Genomic DNA, 19,451 nt, shown 5'->3' with positions numbered 1-19,451 from the left:
GTCTGGAGTTTGCTGGCGCCGGCCGGTTCCCGTCCGCGCGAAGGTTGGCGCAAGGTCTAGTCGTTTGCACCGGCAAATTCCAGTGCGCCTTGCGCATGGCGGCTTTCCCGACCATAGGTGTCGGACCTTCAGACCGCCCTCCCCGCCAATGAGCAGGACGAGACCCCGCCGCATGACCCTCTCCCGCCGCGCCCTCGCGCCCCTCCTGACCGGGCTCGTGCTGATCGCCCTGACCGCCGTCATCCTGCTTGCCATGGGCCGCGTGCCGATCTGCACCTGCGGCGAGATCAAGCTGTGGACCGGCGACGTCGTCTCCGCCGACAATTCCCAACACCTGGCCGACTGGTACGTGCCCTCGCACATCATCCACGGCATGCTCTTCTACGGGCTGTTCCATCTGGTGACGCCGCAGCTGTCGCTCGGCTGGCGCGCGGTCGGGTCGATCGTCATCGAGGCCGCCTGGGAGATCCTCGAGAACAGCCCCCTGATCATCGACCGCTACCGCGAGGCGACCATCGCCGTCGGCTATACTGGCGACAGCGTCATCAATTCCGTCGCCGATATCGGCTGGATGCTGCTCGGCTTCTGGCTGGCGCTGCGCCTGCCGGTCGCGCTCACCGTCGCGCTGGCGCTCGCCATGGAGATCGGCACGGCCATCGTCATCCGCGACAATCTCACCCTCAACGTGATCATGCTGGTCTGGCCGCTCGATATCATCCGCGACTGGCAGCAGGGGCTGGGCGGTTAGGCCGCCCGCGCTTGACACGACGCGGCCGGGCGGCAATCTCCCCGTTCCGACCGGCGTTTCACTCGCCCGCATGAAAAGGCCGCCATGTCCCTCGCCTATCCGCTCGCCCTTGCAGCACTCGGCGGCTGCGCCGCGACAGCGGTTGCCGTGCACGATTTCTTCGAGGGCGAGACGCTGGTTGCCGACCTGATCCGCACCCGCCGTCTGGCGCGGCGCGACATTGCCGACCTTGACGCCCGCGCGGCGGCAGCCACCGAGCGCGGACCCGTTGTCAGCCTGACGACGATCCCGAGCCGCATCGGCCATATCGCCATGACGATCAAGAGCCTGCTCGACCAGACGCTGCCGCCGGTGGAAATCCGCCTCAACGTGCCGGAACACTCGCGCCGGGAAAATTGCGGCTACGAGATCCCGGACTGGCTCGCGGCGCTCCGGTGCGTCACCATCGTGCGGTGCAAGGATTTCGGCCCGGCGACGAAGCTCTTCCCGACACTGACGCGCGTGCCGGAGGAGACGGCCATCGTCGTCGTCGACGACGACCGGATCTATCCGCCGGACTTTCTGGAAAACCTCGCGGCCCACGCGGCGGCGGAGCCGGATGCCGCCTTCGGCCTTTCGGGCTGGGTGGTGCCGGGCGACTTCATCGACCGTTCGACGACGCTGCGCAGCAATCTCTTCATGCTGCCGCCCGCGCCGATCCGTGCCCGGCGCATCCGCAAGCCCGTCGCCATCGACATCCTGCAAGGGTTTTCCGGCTACCTCGTGCGGCCGCGCTTCTTTCCCGAAATGGAGGCGATGCTCGCCCATCGCGACGCGCCGGAAGCAGCCTTCTTCGTCGATGACGTGTGGATCTCCGGGTTTTGCGCGGCGCCGAAATACGTCGCCCCGGCAAGGCGCGCCGGGTTCCAGATGATCAGCCGGATGTCCTTCTACAAGGCGTCGAGCCTTGCCCTCGTCAATCGCGGCGAGGGCACGCCGGAAACGCGCAACAACACCATCGTCATCCGCCATCTCGCCGAGCGCTGGACGGTCGGCGGCCATCGACTGGCCGGGTCTCGTCCACCAGCCGGCTGACCGCCCCGGCGATCCCGGCAAGCACGTGCGGATCGCCGGCGAGAAAGCGCTTGGCGGCCGGGTCGAGCCGGTTGAGCCGGCGCCCGATCCAGGGCAGGCCCGAGACGAAGCCGAGCCGGGTGCGCAGGTCGAAGGCGACCGTGTCGCCGGCCATAGAGACATGATGCGGCGAGGCAAGGCGCGCCAGATCGGCGAGCGGATGCCCCGCGCCCACTGCCGTCTCGCGATAATCGCCCGTCTCCAGCCCGGCCATGCGCCGGACCTCGGTTCCCTGGCCGTAATAGCCCGTGTTCTTCTGCATCACCCGCAGCAGGCCGTCGCCGTCGGCAAAGACGCCGCCCGCCCCCCGGCCGAGGCCGTTTTTCGCGTCGGCGAAGATCTTCTCGTCATTGACCGGCAGCGGCTGGAAACCGCCCGACAGGAGGTCGCGCGCCCGGCAGGCGGTCAGCCAGCGCGGCCCGTCCGCTCCCGCCGGCTTCTCGCAGGTGACAAGCCACCACCAGTCCTCGTGCCGGAAAAGCAGGCTGTCGACCGCGTCGCGCCCCTCGAAGATGCGGCGCACCCGCCGCCATTTGTCCGGAAAGCGCTCGCATTGATAGAGATCGAGCGCGCCCATCGCGCAGGTCTCCGGCAGCATGTAGAGCGTGCCTTCCGCCTCGAAGAGGAACGGAAAGCTCGCATGCTCGCGGATCGGCAGGACGGGGACCGCGGGGCCCGGCGTCAGGTCCTCGCCCAGTTCCATCGCCACCAGCCGGCCGCGCTGCTCGAGATACTCGAACTCCTCGACGAAGAGCCAGGTCCGCCCGTCGCGCTGCCACAGGAAGGGATCGGCATAGTAGCTCAAGGCCGGCGTTGGCACAGGCGTCGGAACGCTGTCGCCGGCACGCATCACGAAGGTCTGGAAGTGCTCCTTGGGGAACCGGTGCAGGCCCAGAACCCGGCGGCGATAAAAGTCCTGCCAGCGCAGGTTGAGCCGGTCTCCCGCCTTGTAGGCGCGATGCCAGAGCCGCTGCAGCGGGTCGGTCCAGGCCGGGCGGCTTGTGTCGATCTTGTTGCGCGACGACATCCAGCGCACCGGCCAGGGCGAACTGATGTCGATGTCGCCCGCGTTGAGGGTGAGATCGCCGCGCTTTTGCGCCCGGAACAGCAGGATGGAGAGGATCGCCTGGTCGGCATTGTGGCTGTGGTCGGGCCGCGCCGGGATGAACACTTTCGGATCGAGCGAGAGCTCCGCCCAGTCGATCAGCAGGTCGCGCGCGGCGGGCCGGGCGAGATCAAGGCCGACAACGCCGCCGACGCGGATTTGCCGGTCGAGGAATTCCGGCTCCACCGCGAGCCTGTCACGGATTTCGGCGGCGCAGCGTTCGGCAAGGTTCGACTGGCCCGAAAGCGTGTAGGTGCCGAGACGGTCAAGCTCGGCGAGCGGCGCGTCGAGGGGGCCGTGAAACAGCGTCGCGCTGTCGAACCAGAAGAGCCGGCCGCCGAAACGCTCCGCCGCATCGGCGATGACCAGCGGCTTCCAGGCATAGGTGCCGGCGGCGGGCGCCACATGCGCCGGATAGGGCACCAGGCTGAAGGGCAGGAACTCGGCGAACGCAAAGCGCGCCGCAAGGCTTTCACGCTCCGCCGGATCGAGCCCGAGGTCGTAGACGGCGATCCGCGCGGTCGTCCCGATGCCGTGCCGCCTGACGCTTTTCAGGAACTGCGCCAGCGTTCGGGCAAAGGCCGCGTCTGCGGCGGTGACGATGGTCAGCGACATGAAAGACAGCGCCTTGTGGCGGCCGGACGGCCGGGAACTTCGGGGTGGCTCGTTCGTTCATGTCCGACCGGGCGCTGCGATGCAAGCGCCGGCTTGCGCGGGTTCAGGCAGGGCCGCCCGGCTCCCCCGGCAGCAGCCGCGCAAGCGTTTCGACATAGCCCGCGACATCGTCCCTTTCGGGGGCGAACCATTCCAGCGACCAGTTCAGCGCACCGATCAGCGCATGACGCAGGTAGCGCACCCGGTTGGCATCGGCGTCCGGCCCCAGATAGGCGCGGATGATGCCGCTCCAGACCTTGTCATAGGCGCGGCGCACCTCTTTCAGTTCCGCCTGCACGGCCGGGGGCACGAAGGGATAACAGCGGATATGGGCGGAGGCGAAGTCGCTCGCCGACTGCAGGCTCTGAAGGTGGATACGCAGCGCCGTGACAAGCCGGTCCCTCGGCGGGATATCCCCGGCCTCTTCCAGCCCTTGCGTCACCGCCTCGGAGACGATCTCGACGCCGGCCCGCATCACCTCGCAGGCCAGCTCCTCCTTCGAGGAGAAGTGGTAATAGAGGCTGCCGGCCTTCATGCCGACCTCGGCCGCCAGATCGCGCAGCGACGTCTCGGCATAGCCGCGCTCGCGCATCATCCGGGCGGCAACCGTCAGGATCTCGTGGCGCGCCACCTGCGCCTTCCGCGTCGGCTTCCGCAGCGTCGTTTCCTCGATCAAAAATGACTCTCCATTTCGACAATTTTTGGCGAGTTTGACGCAAATTCTGCGTCAAACTTGTCGCATTGCGACAAGCGCCGCGCGCCTCACATGCGCTTGGCGACCTCTTCCAGCATCACCTCGGTCGCCCCGCCGCCGATCGACTGCACCCGGGCGTCGCGCGCCATGCGCTCGATCGTGCTCTCGCTCATGAAGCCCATGCCGCCATGGAACTGGACGCAGGCATACATGACCTCGTTGACCAGTTCGCCGCAATAGGACTTGATCATCGACACCTCGCGCACGAGATCCTCACCGGCGGCGGAGCGGGCAGCCGTTGCATAGATCATCTGCCGCCCGGCCTCGACCCGGGTCGCGAGTTCCGCAAGCCGCTGGCGGATCACCTGTTTTTCCCACAAGGGGGCGCCGAACGCCTTGCGTTCGCGGGCATGATCCACGGTCAGCTCGATCGCCGCCTGCGCCTCGCCCATCGACATGGCGCCAAGCACGAGCCGCTCGTTCTGGAAGTTCTTCATGATGGCGTAGAAGCCGCGCCCCTCCTCGCCGAGCACGGCGTCCGCCGGCACGCGCGCGTCGACAAAGGAAAGCTCGGCCGTGTCGGAGCTGCGCCAGCCATGCTTGTCGAGCGCCCGCGAAACACGGAAGCCGGGCGTGTCCTTCTCCACCAGGAACATGGTCACCGACTGGCTCGCCGGGCCGGCCGCCTCGGTCTTCGCCGCCACGCAATAAAGGTCCGCATGAACGCCGTTGGTGATGAACATCTTGGAACCGTTGAGCAAATAGTGGTCGCCCTCGCGCCGCGCCGTGGTCCGGATGCCCTTCACGTCGGAGCCGGCATCCGGCTCCGTCACCGCGACCGCCGTGATGAGTTCGCCTGAAATCACGCCGGGCAGGTAGCGCGCCTTCTGCGCCGCGCTGCCGGCATTGAAGACGTGGACCGAGGCCATGTCGGTATGGACCAGCGCGGTGATCGCAACGCCCGCATAGGTCGAGCGGCCAAGCTCCTCGGCGAGGACCACCGTCGCCCGCTCGTCCATGTCGGAACCGCCATATTCCGCCGGATAGCGGATGCCGAAGAAGCCCAGCTCGCCCATCTTGCGCAGGACGGCGCGCGGGGTCAGCCCGTCCTTTTCCCACTGGCCGGCATGCGGCTTGATCTCTTCCTCGACGAAGCGGCGCACCTGCGCCCGCAGCATGTGGTGCTCCTCCTCGAAGAAGAAGCTGCTGGCCGTTGTCGCGTCAAATCCGAGTGTCGCCTTCATGTTCCCTGCCCTTCTGTCCGGCCGGTTTCAGGCCCTGTCGTTTGACATAATTTCTAACGAACGTTAGACAGAACGTCAAACCGGATAGTGGCAAGGGAGGCGCGCCGTGCCCGACATCGAGACGCCGGCAATCGGAAAACTGGTCGAGGACTTGCGGGCGAAGCACGCCGCCGCCTCGCAAGGGGGCGGCGAGAAGTTCCGCGCCCGCCACACCGAGCGCGGCAAGTGGTTCGTGCGCGAGCGCATCGAGTTCGCCCTCGATCCCGGCACCGCCTTCCTGGAGCTGTCGCCGCTGGCCGCCCACGGGCTTTACGGCGGCGAGGTTCCGGGCGCCGGCATCGTCACCGGCATCGGCCTGATCCACGACCGGCCTTGCATGATCATCGCCAATGACGCGACGGTGAAAGGCGGCTCCTTCTTCGCAGAGACGGTGCGCAAACATGCCCGCGCCCAGGAGATCGCGCAGGAAAACCGCCTGCCGGTGATCTATCTGGTCGATTGCGGCGGCGCCTTCCTGCCCGAGCAGGACCGGGTGTTTCCCGACAAGGACCATTTCGGCGGCGCCTTCTGGCGGCAGTGCCAGATGTCGGCGCAAGGGCTGCCGCAGATCTCCGTCGTTTTCGGCGGCTGCACGGCGGGCGGCGCCTATATCCCGGCGCTCAGCGACCAGGTGATCATGGTGCGGGGCACGGGGCGCATCCACCTTGGCGGACCGCCCATCGTCAAGGCGGCGATCAACGAGATCGTCGACGGCGAAACGCTGGGCGGCGCCGACATGCACACCAGCGTTTCCGGCGTCAGCGATCATGTCGCGGCCGACGAGGAAAGCGCACTGCGCAAACTGCGCGAGATTGTCGCCCATCTCGGCGAGGGCCGCCGGATCGCGCCGCCGACGCAGGCCGGCACACCGCCCTCGCCCGCCTTCGGCACCCCGTCCGATCATGCGCCGGTGGACCTGAAGCGCCCCGCCGACATGCGCGCGCTGATCTGTTCGATGGTGGACGGATCGCGGCTTTCGGAGTTCAAGCCCGACTATGGCGCGACGCTGATCACCGGATTTGCCCATCTGCACGGCTATCCGGTCGGGATCCTTGCCAATGACGGGGCGCTGTTTTCGGAAAGCTCCCTGAAGGGCGCCCATTTCATCGAGTTGTGCGACCAGCGGCAGATCCCGCTCCTGTTCCTGCAGAACATCACCGGCTTCATGGTCGGCACGGCGGCGGAGCGCGGCGGCATTGCCAAGCATTCCGCCAAGCTCGTCTACGCGGTCTCCAACGCACGCGTGCCCAAACTCACGGTGATCGTCGGCGGCTCCTATGGCGCGGGGAATTACGGCATGTGCGGGCGCGGCTTCCGTCCGCGCTTCCTGTTCTCCTGGCCGAACGCACGCATCGCGACGATGAGCCCGGATGTCGCGTCGACGGTCGTCACGGAGTTGCGCCGCGCCAGCCTGACAAGCGCGGCAAGCGAAGCCGATATCGCCGAACTGGACCGCCGGACGCGGGCCCAGTTCGAGGAACAGTCCGATCCCTATTACGCCACCGCGAGGCTCTGGGACGACGGCATCATCGAGCCGGACCAGACCCGCGACGTCATGGGCCTTTGCCTGGCGCTTTCCGCCGGAGAGCCGCGGGACACCGGCCCGCGTCCGGTCTACAGGATGTGAGGCCTCCATGTTCGACAGCCTTCTGATCGCCAATCGCGGCGAGATCGCCTGCCGCATCATCCGCACCGCGCGCCGTCTCGGGTTGCGCACCATCGCGGTCCATTCCGACGCCGACCGCGATGCCCTGCATGTGCGGATGGCGGACCAGGCCGTGCCTATCGGTGCCTCCCCAGCGAGCGAGAGCTATCTCAGGGTCGAGCGCATCATGGCGGCCGCAAGGGCGACGGGCGCCGCCGCGATCCATCCGGGCTACGGCTTTCTCTCCGAACGGCCGGACCTCGCCCGGACCTGCGCGCAGAACGGCCTCATCTGGGTCGGTCCGCATGTTGCCGCGATCACCGCCATGGGATCGAAGATCGAGGCCAGGCGGATCGCCGAAGCGGCAGGCGTGCCCTGCGTTCCCGGTTATTCGGGCGACGACCAGAGCGACGCCGCGCTTGTCGCCGCAGCCCGCAGGATCGGCCTGCCGGTGATGGTCAAGGCCAGTGCCGGCGGCGGCGGCAAGGGCATGCGCGCCGTCTTCGCCGAAGCGGAGCTTGCCTCCGCCATCGCCTCCGCCAGGAGCGAGGCGGAGCGTGCCTTCGGCGACGGCCGGCTGCTTGTCGAAAAGCTCGTCCGGAACCCGCGCCACATCGAGGTCCAGCTTCTCGGCGATGCCCATGGCAACCTCCTCCATCTCTTCGAGCGCGACTGCTCGGTCCAGCGCAACCACCAGAAACTGCTGGAGGAAGCACCGGCCCCGAACCTCGATCAGAAGACCCGCGAGCGGCTTTTTTCGGCCGCCCTCAGGCTCGGCCGGGCCATCGGATACGACAATGCCGGAACGGCCGAGTTCATCATGGATGGGGCGAGCGGGGATTTCTTTTTCCTGGAGATGAACACGCGCCTGCAGGTGGAGCACACCGTCACCGAGGAGATCACCGGGATCGACCTGGTCGAGATGCAGCTGCGCGTTGCCGCCGGGGAGGCGCTGCCTTTCGCACAGGACGAGATCCGTGCCACCGGTCACGCCATCGAGGCACGGTTGACGGCGGAGGATGCCGGCGCAGGGTTTCGCCCGCAAACCGGCGAGATCGTGCATTGGCGCCCGTCCCCGGACCTGCGCTGCGACAGCGGCATAGAGGCCGGATCGACGGTGGGTGTCTTCTACGATTCGATGATCGCCAAACTCGTCGCCCACGGCCGCGACCGGGACGAGGCCCGCCGCAAGCTTGCCGCCGGGCTGGAGCGAACGGCAATCGCCGGAGTGACGACCAACCGCATGTTTCTGCGCGATGCCGTCCAGCGGCCCTGCTTCGCCGAGGGACGCGCGACCACCGGTTTCCTCATGCAGGAGTGGCCGGACGGCTGGCAGGCGGAAGACACGGCCGACAGCCTTGTCCTCGCGGCCCTTGCCCGGCATCTGCGAGACCGGCCCGGCCTTTCCCCTGCACGGCCCGCCTCTCCCTGGCAGGCGCTTGGCGGCTTTCGCCTCCTTGCCAAGGCCGGCAGCCCAGCCCGCGCCACCTATCTCGATGCCGACCGGCCCGACGCTCGGGTGACGATCGACGGTCGCGCGAGCCCCTTTGCGGTGACGCATGGCGGCGAGACACGAGAGATTTCCGCTGAATGGCGGGACGGGACGACACTTGCCGTTTCAGTGGACGGCCGGTTCGAGACGGTCGGCGCGCTCACGCCTGGCGACACCGTTCATCTGTGGAGCGCGCGCCATGATGCCGTCCACCGGATCATTGCGGCCGGCGACTTCGATGCCGGCCAGGCCGGAGAAGGTGCGGGCGCGGCGGACCGCATCACGACACCGATGCCGGGACTGCTCGTCTCGATCAGCGTTCGTCCGGGCGACAGGGTGGCAAAGGGCGACACGCTGGCGGTGATGGAATCGATGAAACTCTTGATCGACCTGAAAGCGGCCGCGCCCGGCACCGTCACCACTGTCAGGGCGGCGGCCGGGGATACGCTCGATGCCGGCGCGGTTCTGGTCACGCTCGACCCCGACGAGACCTGAGCCGGGCGTGGATGTCAGGCCGCCTCGAGCCTGGCGAAAAGCGCGTCCGGATCGCCGTAAAGCACGTCCGTCCCGATGAGGCGACGCGCCCCGCCCTTGTCCAGGACGAGGGCTGGCACGCCGCGCGCGCCGAAGCGGGCCATCCCGGCGCGCCCGGTCCCGATGCGCTCGCGATTGGCCTGGACAAGCTTCTCGTCCGGGGCGGCGAAGAGGTTCGCCGCCTCGTCCAGTCCCATATCCTCCAGAACCTCCGCAACGACAACGGGATCGCCATTGTCCCTGCCCGCCACGTAGCGGACGCGCTGGATGGCGGAGAGCGCCTCCAGCTCGCGCTCCGGAGCGGTGAGGCGCACCGCCGTCAGGGCCAGCGTTGCTGGCCCGGAATCGACGCGGGACGCGTTGCCGCCCAGCACATTGGCGCGATAGGCCTCGCTGAAGGGCTGCCCGCTCAGACTGGCGATGCGCTGGTCCGCCTCCCAGGCATGCGCGGCAAACCCGGCATTCATCGGGAAGGCGCCCTCGCCCGCAAACAGGCCGGAAGGGACCAGTTCAACCGAGATGTCCGGGTGCCGGTCGGCCTGCACGATGGCCGGCAATGCGCCGTAGCACCAGCCGCACAGGGGATCGAAGATATAATCCAGATGCATCATCGACACGGTCTCCATGGTCCCTGTCCCTGCCTGTGACGTCAGTAACCGACGGTGAAACGCTGACGCGAGTGCTTCGGCGTCTCGATCTCGTCGACCATGGCAATGGCATAGTCCTCGAAGGAGATGCTGCTGCCGGTCTCGTTCGCCAGAAGCGCGTCCTTGCCAAGCCGGAACCGGCCGGTGCGCTCGCCCGGCACGAACATCGCGGACGGGGACAGGAAGGTCCAGTCGAGATCGTCCGCGCTCTTCAGCAGATCAAGGAAACGCGCGCCGCCGAGGGCCTCTTCCCTGTATTCGGCCGGAAAGTCCGGCTGGTCGACCAGCCTCTGGCCCGGCGCCACCTCAAGGCTGCCGGCACCGCCGACGACCAGATAGCGCCTGACGCCCGAGGCACGCGCGGCCTGCAGGAGGATGGCCGGATCGCTGACGCTGAAATGCACCGAGCTGATCACCGCATCATGCCCTTTCAGAAGAGCGGCAAGGCCTTCGGCGTCGTAGACATCGCCCTTCGCCGCCGTCACGCCCGGCAGCGCCGCGATGCGCTCCGGATTGCGGGCAATCGCCGTCACCTTGTGGCCCCGGTCGGAGAGTTCCTTGAGGATGCGCGCTCCGGCATTGCCGGATGCGCCGATCAGCGCAACATGTGTCATGTTTCATCCTTTGGTTTCAAAATCGGATCTGGTCTATTATCCAGACTGAAACCCAGTTAGGACGGACGCGTCAAACCCGCAAGAAGTCATCTTTTCGCGACATGGTCATCGCGGCGTGACCCTTGGCGCTGGCAGGAAAGGACCTCGCATGATCACTGAAACCGAACTCCCCAAGTCCCGCTCCTTCGAGCAACCCTGCCCGATACGCGACGTGCTGGACAGGATCGGCGACCAATGGAGCCTGCTTGTGCTCGACGCATTGGCCGGCGGGACCTTGCGCTTCAACGCGATCTCGCGACAGATCGACGACATTTCCAAGCAGATGCTGTCCAAGACCCTGCGGCGGCTGGAGCATGACGGCTTCGTCCACCGCACGGTCTACGCGGAGGTTCCCCCGCGGGTGGAGTACGAGCTGACCGGGCTCGGACGCTCCTTCCTGGAGCCGATGAAGGGCCTGATCGCCTGGGCGGACACCCATCATGCGGCAATCTGCGAGGCGCGGGCCGACTACTCCGCCAGGGAACCGGCCTGACCGCCGGCGGAGCCCGAGATTTCCTAAACCTGCGTGTCGGGCACCCGGACCGCCAGCCCGTCCAGTTCCTCGGTGAGCAAGACCTGGCAGCCCAGACGGCTGTTTTCCTGCCGCCCCGAGGCGGCGAAGTCGAGCATTTCAGCTTCGTTTTCGGAGATCGGCGGGAGCGCCGCGTCGTGACCCGGCTCGACGTGAACATGGCAGGTGGCGCACATGGCCGAGCCGCCGCATTCGCCGACAATGCCGGCGACATCGTTCGAAACCGCCGCCTGCATGATGCTGGTGCCGGCCGGCACGTCGAGCGTGCGGCTCGATCCGTCGGGCTGGATATAGGTGATGCTGGGCATGGCAAACCTCGCAAGGGATATCGGGGGCGGGCGGGGCCGTGGCGCCGCCTGTCATGCGGCCGCGCGCCGGACCTTCAGGTCGAAGCCGATAGCGGCCGGACGGCCCCGGCGCGGCTCACGCATCCCACCGGCAGGGCAGGTTGAGGGGACCGCGGAAGACCCAGCCGCCAAAGCGCACCGGCGGTTCGTCTGCAAGCCGCAGGTTCTTCAGCCGGCCGAACAGGGCCGGCAGCGCGACCTCGCCCACCTGCACCCGCGCCGCCCAGGCACCAAGGCAGAAATGCGGGCCACCGCCGAAAGCGACATGCGGCTTCTTCGCCCGGTGAATGTCGAAGGCGTCGGCCCTGTCGAAGACGCTCTCGTCGCGGTTGCCCGACGCCAGCACGACACCGATCCGAGCGCCCGCCGGCAGCAGGGTGCCGCCCAGTTCCACCTCGCAGGTGGTCTGGCGCGGATACATGCCGATCGGCGAGACCCAGCGCACGGTTTCCTCGAAAACGGCCCGCCACAGGGCGGGATCGGCCTCGACCGCGGCGCGCTGCGCCGGATCGGCGAGAAGCGCGAAGGCGGCGGTCGCGATCGCATCGCGCGGCTCGTTGAGGCCGCCGCCGATGATCACCTTGACGTTGGCGGCGATCTCCTCCCGGTTCAGCGGGTCCTCCGCATGCAGCATGCAGGAGACCAGCGAGCGGTCCGGGTTGCGCTGGAGGTAGGGGATCATCTCGTCGAGCGCCGCGTCGACACCGGCGGCGGCGGCCTCCGAACGGCGCCAGATATCCGGGTCGTCGGCATAGTTGCCGGTGCCGTCCATCATCGCCTGCGACCACTCGCGCAGGTCCTTCTGGTCGACATTGGTCAGGCCGAGCATGCCGGCCAGCGACAGGGCCGCGCAAGGGGCGGCGAACCGGTCGAACAGGTCGGCCTCGCCCTCCCCGATGAAGCCGTCGATGAGTTCGTCGACGATGCGGCGGAACTCGGGCATCCAGTGGGTCTTCACCGTCGCCGGCCGCAGCGCCGGTTCGCAGGCGATGCGCTCTCGGCGATGGCTCGGCCCGTCCTTGCGCAGGAGCGAATGCCCCATGACGCGCTTCATCAGCGACTTTTCCTCATCGGCGCTGAAGATTTCGGGCTGGCGCTCCAGCGTCACGATGTCCGCATGACGGGTGACCAGATAGCGGTTGGCGGCCGGCACCCAGGCAACCGGCTCCTCCCGCCGGAGCCGCTCGTAGACGGGATAGGGATCGTCCCAAAGATCGGTGAGCCGCACGCCTTCGCCCGGCCTTGCAACCTTCGCCTCCATCGCAGTCTCCTCCGCATCGCAAGCGGAGCCTTTTCCTGGCTCCGTCTTCTTCACGGCAGAGTGTTGCGGGAGATAGAAAACATGTAAAACAGATTTAATCGTATTACTAAGCCTGTTTTTCAGGGGAAGGTGCCCGCCATGCAGATCCCGCGCTTTTCGCTCAGGCAGATCGGCTACTTCCTCGCCATCGCCGAGGCGGGCTCGATCCGGGCCGCTTCGGAACGGCTCAACATCTCCCAGACAGCGCTCTCGCAGGCGCTCACCGACCTTGAAACGGAACTCGGGACGCCGCTCCTGGCGCGCCGGCGGTCGCTCGGGGCCAGCCTGACGGCGGCCGGGATACGCCTGCTCGGCGAGGCCCGCGCCGTCCTCGATGCCGCCGACGACCTCTATGCCGCCGCCAGCGGCTGGGACCAGGGGCTGGCCGGACGGCTTGCCGTCGGGTGCTACACGACCATGGCGCCGATGCTCGTACCGCGCCTTTTCTCCGGCTTCATGCAGCAGCATCCGGCAATCGAGCTGGAACTGATGGAAGGTTCGGCCGACCGGATCCGGGCGGAGCTGCGCGCCGGCATCTGCGAGCTTGCCCTGCTCTACGAGTTCGGCCTCGGCGACGACGTCGAGCGCGAGCGGCTTTACGAACTGCGCCCCCACGTCGTGCTGCACAAGGACCATCCGCTGGCGGACCGGGAGGAGGTCGACCTGCGCGATCTTGCCGGCGAACCCTTCATCCTGTTCGAGCTCGCGCCGGCGGCGAGCAACACGTTCGAGGTCTTCGCCCAGGCCGGCGTGCAACCGCGGATCGTCTACCGGACATCGAATTTCGAACTGGCGCGCTCGCTCGCGGCGCGCGGACTGGGATATACGATGCTGATCCAGAAGCCGGCGCTCGACACCAGCTACGATGGCAGCCCGGTGGTGACCCGCTACGTCAGCGGACTGGCGAGCCGCTATCAGGTGGTTCTTGCCTGGGCCAGGTCGGCGAGACTGACGCGCCGCGCCGAAGCCTTTCGCGGCTTCTGCAAGGAGACGCTCGTCGCCCGTGCCTGAACACGCTCTCGCCACCCCGGACGAGGCGCTTTTCGGGTTCACGGCGCTGGCGGGATCTATCGCCACAAATTAGGTTATCATGTGAACTAACGGCCCGCGTGCATGCGGAGCAAGCGGAGACAATCGATGAAAGAGGGCGGCAATCCCGATATCAACAGGGACGCAGGTGCCGGGGCAGCGACCGCAAAGCCGGGATCGCGCGCCAGGCTGCGCGATTTCTCGCGCTCGCTGCCGATGTCGCTTTTGAAGGCACGCGAGGCGGTGATGCGCCACTTCCGGCCGGGCCTGCATCACTTCGGCATCACCGAGCAGCAATGGCGCGTCCTGCGCGCCCTGACCGCGGTGGAAACCATCGAGGTGATGGCGCTGGCGGAGGCGACGTTCCTGCTCCCTCCGTCCCTGTCCAGAATCCTGAAAGACCTTGAGGAACGGAAACTTATCCTGCGCCGCACCTCCCCGCAGGACATGCGGCGGGGGATCATCTCGATCACCGTCGAGGGGCGCCACCTGATCGACCAGGCCGGCGTTCACTCGGAAGCGATCTATGCAGAGATCACCAGTCGCTACGGCGCCGAAAAGCTTGCGGAACTGCAGGGAATGCTGAGGGACCTCGAGGCGATCCTGGCCGAGCCGATCGACCTTTCAGCCGCGCCGGTCGCCGTCCCGCCGCGCAAATCCGACGACTAGCGCCTTCCCGACACCGCCACCCGGATCGGCAGCAGCTCCGTTGCGAAAAATAAATGAACATGTTAATTACATTTCCCGTGGAGAGAGATCCGGATCGGCATTGCGCCTGGTTACCGCTCTCCGAAAGCGCTCTTTCTGGGAGGAAAACATGCGTATTCAGATCATCGGCCTTGTTGCGGCCGCATCTCTGGCGGCCTCGACGGGCGCCCAGGCGGACATCAAGATCGGCGCCATCCTGTCGCTGACCGGACCGGCGGCCTCGCTGGGCATTCCGGAAAAGAACACGATCGACGTGCTGCCGCGCACCATCGACGGCGAAGCGGTCGAGTTCATCATCCTCGACGACGCCAGCGATCCGACCAATGCGGTGCGCGCGGCCAAGAAGCTGATCGACGAGGAAAAGGTCGACGTCATCATCGGCCCCTCGATCACGCCGACCTCGCTCGCCATCATCGAGACGATCGCCGCCGGCAAGACGCCGATGATCTCGGCCGCCGGTTCGGCGGTCATCGCCAAGCCTGTCGAGGGACCCAAGACCTGGGCCTTCAAGCTTGCCCCCGAGGAACCGACGATGGCCGCCTATGTGTTCGGCCAGATGAAGGACGACGGCAACCGGACGGTCGGTTTCATCGGCTTCAACGACGCCTTCGGCGATTCCTTCATCGGCGCCTTCAAGGCGGTGGCGACGGAAAGCGGTTTCGAGGTGGTGGCGGACGAGCGCTACAACGCCAGGGACACGAGCGTCACCGCGCAGGTCCTCCAGGTGATCTCCGCCAATCCGGACGCGGTCATCATCGGCGCCTCCGGCACGCCCGGCGTGACGCCGGTGCTCGAACTGCGCGCCCAGGGCTATGACGGCGCCATCTATGTCAACCAGGGCATGGCCAATCCGGACGTGCTGCGCGTCGGCGGCGCGGCCCTCGACGGCGTCATGCTTGCGGTTTCTCCCGCGCTCGTCGCCGAGCAGCTTGCCGACGACAACGTGGTGAAGCCGGTCGCGCTCGAATATGTCGCGGCCTATGAAAGCAGGTACGGCGAAGGCACGCGCTCGCTCTTCGGCGCGACCGTGTGGGATGCCTTCCTGGTGGTCTCCGCCGCCGTTCCGGAAGCGCGCAAGACGGCGGAACCCGGCACCGAAGCCTTCCGCGAGGCGCTGCGCGCGGCGGCCGAGCAGACCAGCGAGATGGTCGGCGCCCAGGGCGTCTTCAACATGAGCCCCGGCAACCACAACGGCACAGATCTCCGGGCCCAGGTTCTGGTGCGCATCGAAGACGGCAAGTGGATTTACGTCCCGCGCGACTGACGCTTCCGCCCGGATACAACGCCGGTGCCCGCGTGCGGGCACCGGACCTCTCGCCGGACGGGATGCCGTTCCCGTGCCCGTGCCATGACCGCCTGACCGATGCGGGACGGAGCTGCCCCCATGAATTCGACAATCGCCGTGCTGCTGGCACAAAACGGCCTGACCAACGGCGCCATCTACGCCCTGCTGGCGCTGGTGCTCGTCATGGTCTTCTCGGTGACGCGGATCATCCTGATCCCGCAGGGCGAGATCGTCGCCTATTCCGCCCTGACGCTGGCCGCGGTCCGCAGCGGCGAGGTTCCCGGCATCGTCTGGCTGCTGCTCGGCGCGGGCCTTGTCGCCGCGACGATGGAACTTCTCGCCGCGCGGCGCCCGGGCGGACACGAGGGCAGCATCCGCACGGCGGTCGCCTATGCGGTGCTGCCGGCGGCCGTGGCGGGACTGGCCTGGATCACCGTGCCGCTGAGGCCCGGCCTCTGGTTCGATCTCGCGATGACACTGCTGCTGGTGGTTCCGCTCGGACCGCTGATGTACCGCATCGCCTTCCGCCCGCTCGCCAATGCCTCGGTGCTTGTCCTGCTCATCGTCGCGATGGCCGTCCACTACGTGCTGACAGGCCTCGGCCTCGTGTTCTTCGGCGCCGAAGGCGTGCGCAGCCCGGCGCTTCTGGCCGGACGCGTCGAGCTTGCCGGCATCTCGCTGTCGCTCCAGGCGCTCTTCGTCATCGGCGCGTCGCTGGGCATGATCGTCGCCATGGCGTTCTTCTTCGGCACGACGCTCAGGGGCAAGGCGCTGCGCGCCACCGCGTTCAACCGCACCGGCGCCCGGCTCGTCGGCATCCGCACCGCGAGCGCCGGCATGCTGGCCTTTGTCCTCGCCGGTCTGATCGGCGCGATCTCCGGCCTGCTGATCGCGCCGCTGACGACGGTCTATTACGACACGGGCTTCCTGATCGGCCTGAAGGGCTTCGTCGCCGGCATCCTCGGCGGGCTGGTGTCCTATCCGCTGGCCGCACTCGGCGCGATCGGCATCGGCCTGCTGGAATCCTACGCGTCCTTCTGGGCGAGCGTGTTCAAGGACGTCATCGTCTTTTCCCTGCTCATCCCGATGCTGCTGTGGCGCAGCCTGAAGGCCACTGACCTGGAGGAGAACGAGGAATGACACCTCGTCATCTTTTCGTTGCCGCCCCGCTTGTGGCAATCCTGGCGGCGCCGCTCGTGCTCACCTCCTACCAGCTCACCTTGATGAACTTCGTCGGGCTGGCCGCGATCGTGGTCACCGGCCTCGTCCTGCTGACCGGCATCGGCGGGCTGACATCCTTCGGCCAGGCGACCTTCGTGGGCATGGGCGCGTACGCCACCGCGTTCCTGACCACCTCCTACGGCCTCTCGCCTTGGCTGACGCTTTTCGCCGGGCTCATGGTGGCGGGCGTGGCGGCAGCCTTCATCGGCGCCATAACGCTGCGCCTGTCCGGCCACTACCTGCCGCTGTCGACCATCGCCTGGAGCCTCAGCCTGGTCTTTCTCGCCGGCAACATGGAGGTGCTCGGCGGACACAACGGCATGACCGGCATACCGGGCCTGAGCCTCTTCGGCATGCCGTTGTCGGGTGCGTCCTACACCTGGCTGATCTGGGCCTTCGTCCTCGTTTCCCTGCTTTCGGTCCACAACCTGATCGGCTCGCGCGACGGGCGGGCGGTGCGCTGCCTGCGCGGTCGCCGGGTGATGGCGGAAAGCTTCGGCGTCGACACGGCGCGGCTGAAGACCGCGATCTTCATCCACGCGGCGCTCCTTGCCAGCATCTCCGGCTGGCTCTATGCCCACCTGATCCAGTTCGTGAACCCCTCCCCCTTCGGCCTCAATATCGGCATCGAGTACCTGTTCATGGCGGTGATCGGCGGCGCGGCGAACCTGTGGGGCGCGGTGGCCGGCGCCGCCGCCCTCATTCTGGTGCGCGACGGACTGCAGGACATCGTCCCCGGCCTGCTCGGCAGCGGCGGCGCGGCGGAGAGCATCATCTTCGGCCTCCTGATGGTGCTGATCCTGCAGCGCGCGCCGCAGGGCCTGATGCCCTATCTGCTGCGCCTGGCACCGGCCAGGCCGCCGCTTGTCGTGGACGATGCCGCAGCACCGCTGCCGCGACGCGTCAAGCCGGCGGCCGGAACGAAGCTGCTGCGGGCCGATCGCCTGCGGCGGCATTTCGGCGGGCTCATAGCGGTCAACGAGGTCTCCTTCGACGTCTCGGCCGGCGAGATCGTCGGCGTCATCGGCCCCAACGGCGCCGGCAAGTCGACGCTGTTCAACCTGCTGACCGGCGTGCTGCGCCCCTCCGCCGGCGAGATCCGCTTCGCCGACACGCGCATCGACACCCTGCCCTCGCGCGCCATCGCACGGGCGGGCGTCGCCCGCACGTTCCAGCACGTGCAGCTCAAGTCCGACATGTCGGCGCTGGAGAATGTCGCCGTCGGGGCCCATCTCAGGAGCCGCAAGGGCATGCTCCCGGCGATCCTTCGCCTCGACCGGGCCGAGGAGCAATCGCTTCTGGCGGAGGCAAAGCGGCAGATGGAGCGCGTCGGGCTCGGCGAATACCTGCAACAGGACGCGGGCAGCCTCGCGCTTGGCCAGCAGCGCATCCTGGAGATCGCCCGCGCGCTCGCCGCCGACCCGGTGCTGCTCTTGCTCGACGAGCCGGCCGCCGGCCTGCGCCACCACGAGAAGCAGGAGCTCGCCGGCGTGCTGAAGCGGCTGCAGGGCGAAGGCCTCACCATCCTGATCGTCGAGCACGACATGGACTTCGTCATGAACCTGGTGGACCGGCTGGTCGTCATGGATTTCGGCCAGAAAATCGCCGAAGGCGTGCCGGCGGACATCCAGAACAACGGCAAGGTCCAGGACGCCTATCTGGGAGCCGTCGCATGAGCGCGCTACTGGAGGTCACGGATATCTCGGTCTCGCATGGCAAGGTGCTTGCCGTGCAGGGCGTCTGCCTGCAGGTGAAGCCGGGCGCCATCGCCACCGTGATCGGCCCGAACGGGGCGGGCAAGACCACGCTGCTCAACGCCTTGATGGGGCTCCTGCCCTGCAGCGGCGGCATGCGCCTCGAAGGCCGCGACATCACCGGCGACGGGGTGGAGGAACGGGTGGAGCAGGGCCTGTGCCTGGTCGCGGAAAAACGCGAGCTGTTCGGCGAGATGAGCGTTGCCGACAATCTCCTGCTTGGCGCCTACAGCCGGCGGCGCGTTCGCGACGGCAGCCGCGAGGAGGATCTTGGCGATGTCTACGACCGCTTTCCCCGGCTTCGCGAGCGCCGCAACCAGCTCGCCGGCACCCTGTCGGGCGGAGAACGGCAGATGCTGGCCATCGCCCGCGCCTTGATGGCGCGGCCGAAGCTCCTGATGCTCGACGAGCCGAGCCTCGGACTGGCGCCGCTGATCGTGCGCGAGGTGTTCGCCATCGTCCGCTCGCTGCGCGATGCCGGCGTCTCCATCCTGATCGTCGAGCAGAACGCGCGCGCCGCCCTGCAGGTCGCCGATCACGGCTATGTTCTGGAGGCCGGCAGCATCGTCATGGAAGGCCCGGCCGCGGACCTTGCCGCCGACCGGCGGCTGATCGAAACCTATCTCGGCTTTGGCGGAAAGCCGGGCGAGACGCCGGAAGCCGCCGCGCGCGCCGGCACCACCGTTCAATAGTTGCAAAACCTCACG

Annotated in this window: 18 protein-coding genes; 11 read left to right on the top strand and 7 right to left on the bottom strand. The window is 67.6% G+C overall.

Features of this window, described 5'->3' with window-relative positions; all coding sequences use genetic code 11:
* Nucleotides 1–172: 172 nt before the first annotated feature.
* Nucleotides 173–748, top strand: a complete 576-nt coding sequence (locus tag ACQY46_RS10240; protein ID WP_428700133.1) for a DUF2585 domain-containing protein — start codon at nt 173–175, stop codon at nt 746–748.
* An 84-nt stretch (nt 749–832) separates the two neighbouring features.
* Nucleotides 833–1,822 carry a hypothetical protein gene (locus tag ACQY46_RS10235; RefSeq protein ID WP_428700132.1) on the top strand — a complete coding sequence of 330 codons (990 nt, stop codon included), beginning with the start codon at nt 833–835 and terminating at the stop codon, nt 1,820–1,822.
* On the opposite strand, the gene ACQY46_RS10230 is transcribed toward ACQY46_RS10235, so the two are convergent.
* The 3 genes from ACQY46_RS10230 to ACQY46_RS10220 all read right to left on the bottom strand — a co-directional run bounded on the left by ACQY46_RS10230 (nt 1,749) and on the right by ACQY46_RS10220 (nt 5,558).
* Nucleotides 1,749–3,581 carry a glucosamine inositolphosphorylceramide transferase family protein gene (locus ACQY46_RS10230; RefSeq protein WP_428700131.1) on the bottom strand — a complete coding sequence of 611 codons (1,833 nt, stop codon included), beginning with the start codon at nt 3,579–3,581 and terminating at the stop codon, nt 1,749–1,751. The two genes, ACQY46_RS10235 and ACQY46_RS10230, sit on opposite strands and share 74 nt — an antisense overlap.
* Before the next feature lie 103 nt (nt 3,582–3,684).
* Nucleotides 3,685–4,296 carry a TetR/AcrR family transcriptional regulator gene (locus tag ACQY46_RS10225; RefSeq protein ID WP_428700130.1) on the bottom strand — a complete coding sequence of 204 codons (612 nt, stop codon included), beginning with the start codon at nt 4,294–4,296 and terminating at the stop codon, nt 3,685–3,687.
* Nucleotides 4,297–4,382: 86 nt separating this feature from the next.
* Nucleotides 4,383–5,558: an acyl-CoA dehydrogenase family protein gene (locus ACQY46_RS10220; RefSeq protein WP_428700129.1), complete on the bottom strand. Its 1,176-nt coding sequence runs from the start codon at nt 5,556–5,558 to the stop codon at nt 4,383–4,385.
* Nucleotides 5,559–5,664: 106 nt separating this feature from the next.
* On the opposite strand from ACQY46_RS10220, the gene ACQY46_RS10215 reads away from it, so the two are divergent.
* Both ACQY46_RS10215 and ACQY46_RS10210 read left to right on the top strand, forming a co-directional pair.
* Complete coding sequence (locus tag ACQY46_RS10215; protein ID WP_428700128.1) at nt 5,665–7,224, top strand: acyl-CoA carboxylase subunit beta; 1,560 nt, start codon at nt 5,665–5,667, stop codon at nt 7,222–7,224.
* A 7-nt stretch (nt 7,225–7,231) separates the two neighbouring features.
* Nucleotides 7,232–9,229 (top strand): acetyl/propionyl/methylcrotonyl-CoA carboxylase subunit alpha, encoded by a 1,998-nt coding sequence (locus tag ACQY46_RS10210; protein ID WP_428700127.1) that lies wholly within the window; start codon nt 7,232–7,234, stop codon nt 9,227–9,229.
* Nucleotides 9,230–9,243: 14 nt separating this feature from the next.
* Here the strand turns inward: ACQY46_RS10210 and ACQY46_RS10205 are convergent, their stop codons facing one another.
* A complete protein-coding gene (locus ACQY46_RS10205; RefSeq protein ID WP_428700465.1) occupies nt 9,244–9,876 on the bottom strand; it encodes a DsbA family protein in 633 nt (210 codons plus the stop codon).
* A 41-nt stretch (nt 9,877–9,917) separates the two neighbouring features.
* Nucleotides 9,918–10,529, bottom strand: coding sequence for an NAD(P)-dependent oxidoreductase (locus ACQY46_RS10200; RefSeq protein WP_428700126.1), 612 nt, complete (start codon nt 10,527–10,529; stop codon nt 9,918–9,920).
* 148 nt (nt 10,530–10,677) lie between these two features.
* On the opposite strand from ACQY46_RS10200, the gene ACQY46_RS10195 reads away from it, so the two are divergent.
* The gene (locus ACQY46_RS10195; protein WP_428700125.1) at nt 10,678–11,061 is read left to right on the top strand and encodes a winged helix-turn-helix transcriptional regulator; all 384 of its coding nucleotides are present in this window, start codon (nt 10,678–10,680) and stop codon (nt 11,059–11,061) included.
* Nucleotides 11,062–11,084: 23 nt separating this feature from the next.
* Here ACQY46_RS10195 and ACQY46_RS10190 read toward each other — a convergent pair whose 3' ends face one another.
* Both ACQY46_RS10190 and ACQY46_RS10185 read right to left on the bottom strand, forming a co-directional pair.
* Nucleotides 11,085–11,408, bottom strand: coding sequence for a 2Fe-2S iron-sulfur cluster-binding protein (locus tag ACQY46_RS10190; RefSeq protein ID WP_428700124.1), 324 nt, complete (start codon nt 11,406–11,408; stop codon nt 11,085–11,087).
* A 115-nt stretch (nt 11,409–11,523) separates the two neighbouring features.
* On the bottom strand, nt 11,524–12,708 hold the full coding sequence (locus ACQY46_RS10185) for a cytochrome P450 (RefSeq protein WP_428700123.1): 1,185 nt from the start codon (nt 12,706–12,708) through the stop codon (nt 11,524–11,526).
* 138 nt (nt 12,709–12,846) lie between these two features.
* On the opposite strand from ACQY46_RS10185, the gene ACQY46_RS10180 reads away from it, so the two are divergent.
* The 6 genes from ACQY46_RS10180 (at nt 12,847) to ACQY46_RS10155 (ending at nt 19,436) form a co-directional block, all read left to right on the top strand.
* The gene (locus ACQY46_RS10180) at nt 12,847–13,758 is read left to right on the top strand and encodes a LysR family transcriptional regulator (protein ID WP_428700122.1); all 912 of its coding nucleotides are present in this window, start codon (nt 12,847–12,849) and stop codon (nt 13,756–13,758) included.
* Nucleotides 13,759–13,884: 126 nt separating this feature from the next.
* Nucleotides 13,885–14,445, top strand: a complete 561-nt coding sequence (gene hpaR / locus ACQY46_RS10175) for a homoprotocatechuate degradation operon regulator HpaR (RefSeq protein WP_428700121.1) — start codon at nt 13,885–13,887, stop codon at nt 14,443–14,445.
* Nucleotides 14,446–14,593: 148 nt separating this feature from the next.
* Nucleotides 14,594–15,748, top strand: a complete 1,155-nt coding sequence (locus ACQY46_RS10170; protein ID WP_428700120.1) for an ABC transporter substrate-binding protein — start codon at nt 14,594–14,596, stop codon at nt 15,746–15,748.
* 120 nt (nt 15,749–15,868) lie between these two features.
* Nucleotides 15,869–16,909: a branched-chain amino acid ABC transporter permease gene (locus ACQY46_RS10165; protein ID WP_428700119.1), complete on the top strand. Its 1,041-nt coding sequence runs from the start codon at nt 15,869–15,871 to the stop codon at nt 16,907–16,909.
* A complete protein-coding gene (locus tag ACQY46_RS10160; RefSeq protein ID WP_428700118.1) occupies nt 16,906–18,666 on the top strand; it encodes an ATP-binding cassette domain-containing protein in 1,761 nt (586 codons plus the stop codon). Before ACQY46_RS10165 ends, ACQY46_RS10160 begins: the two co-directional genes overlap by 4 nt.
* Nucleotides 18,663–19,436, top strand: a complete 774-nt coding sequence (locus tag ACQY46_RS10155; protein WP_428700117.1) for an ABC transporter ATP-binding protein — start codon at nt 18,663–18,665, stop codon at nt 19,434–19,436. Before ACQY46_RS10160 ends, ACQY46_RS10155 begins: the two co-directional genes overlap by 4 nt.
* Nucleotides 19,437–19,451: the final 15 nt, after the last annotated feature.

This window comes from Stappia sp. (assembly GCF_965276915.1).
GTDB lineage: Bacteria > Pseudomonadota > Alphaproteobacteria > Rhizobiales > Stappiaceae > Stappia.
This window is presented reverse-complemented; position numbering and strand designations above follow the sequence as displayed.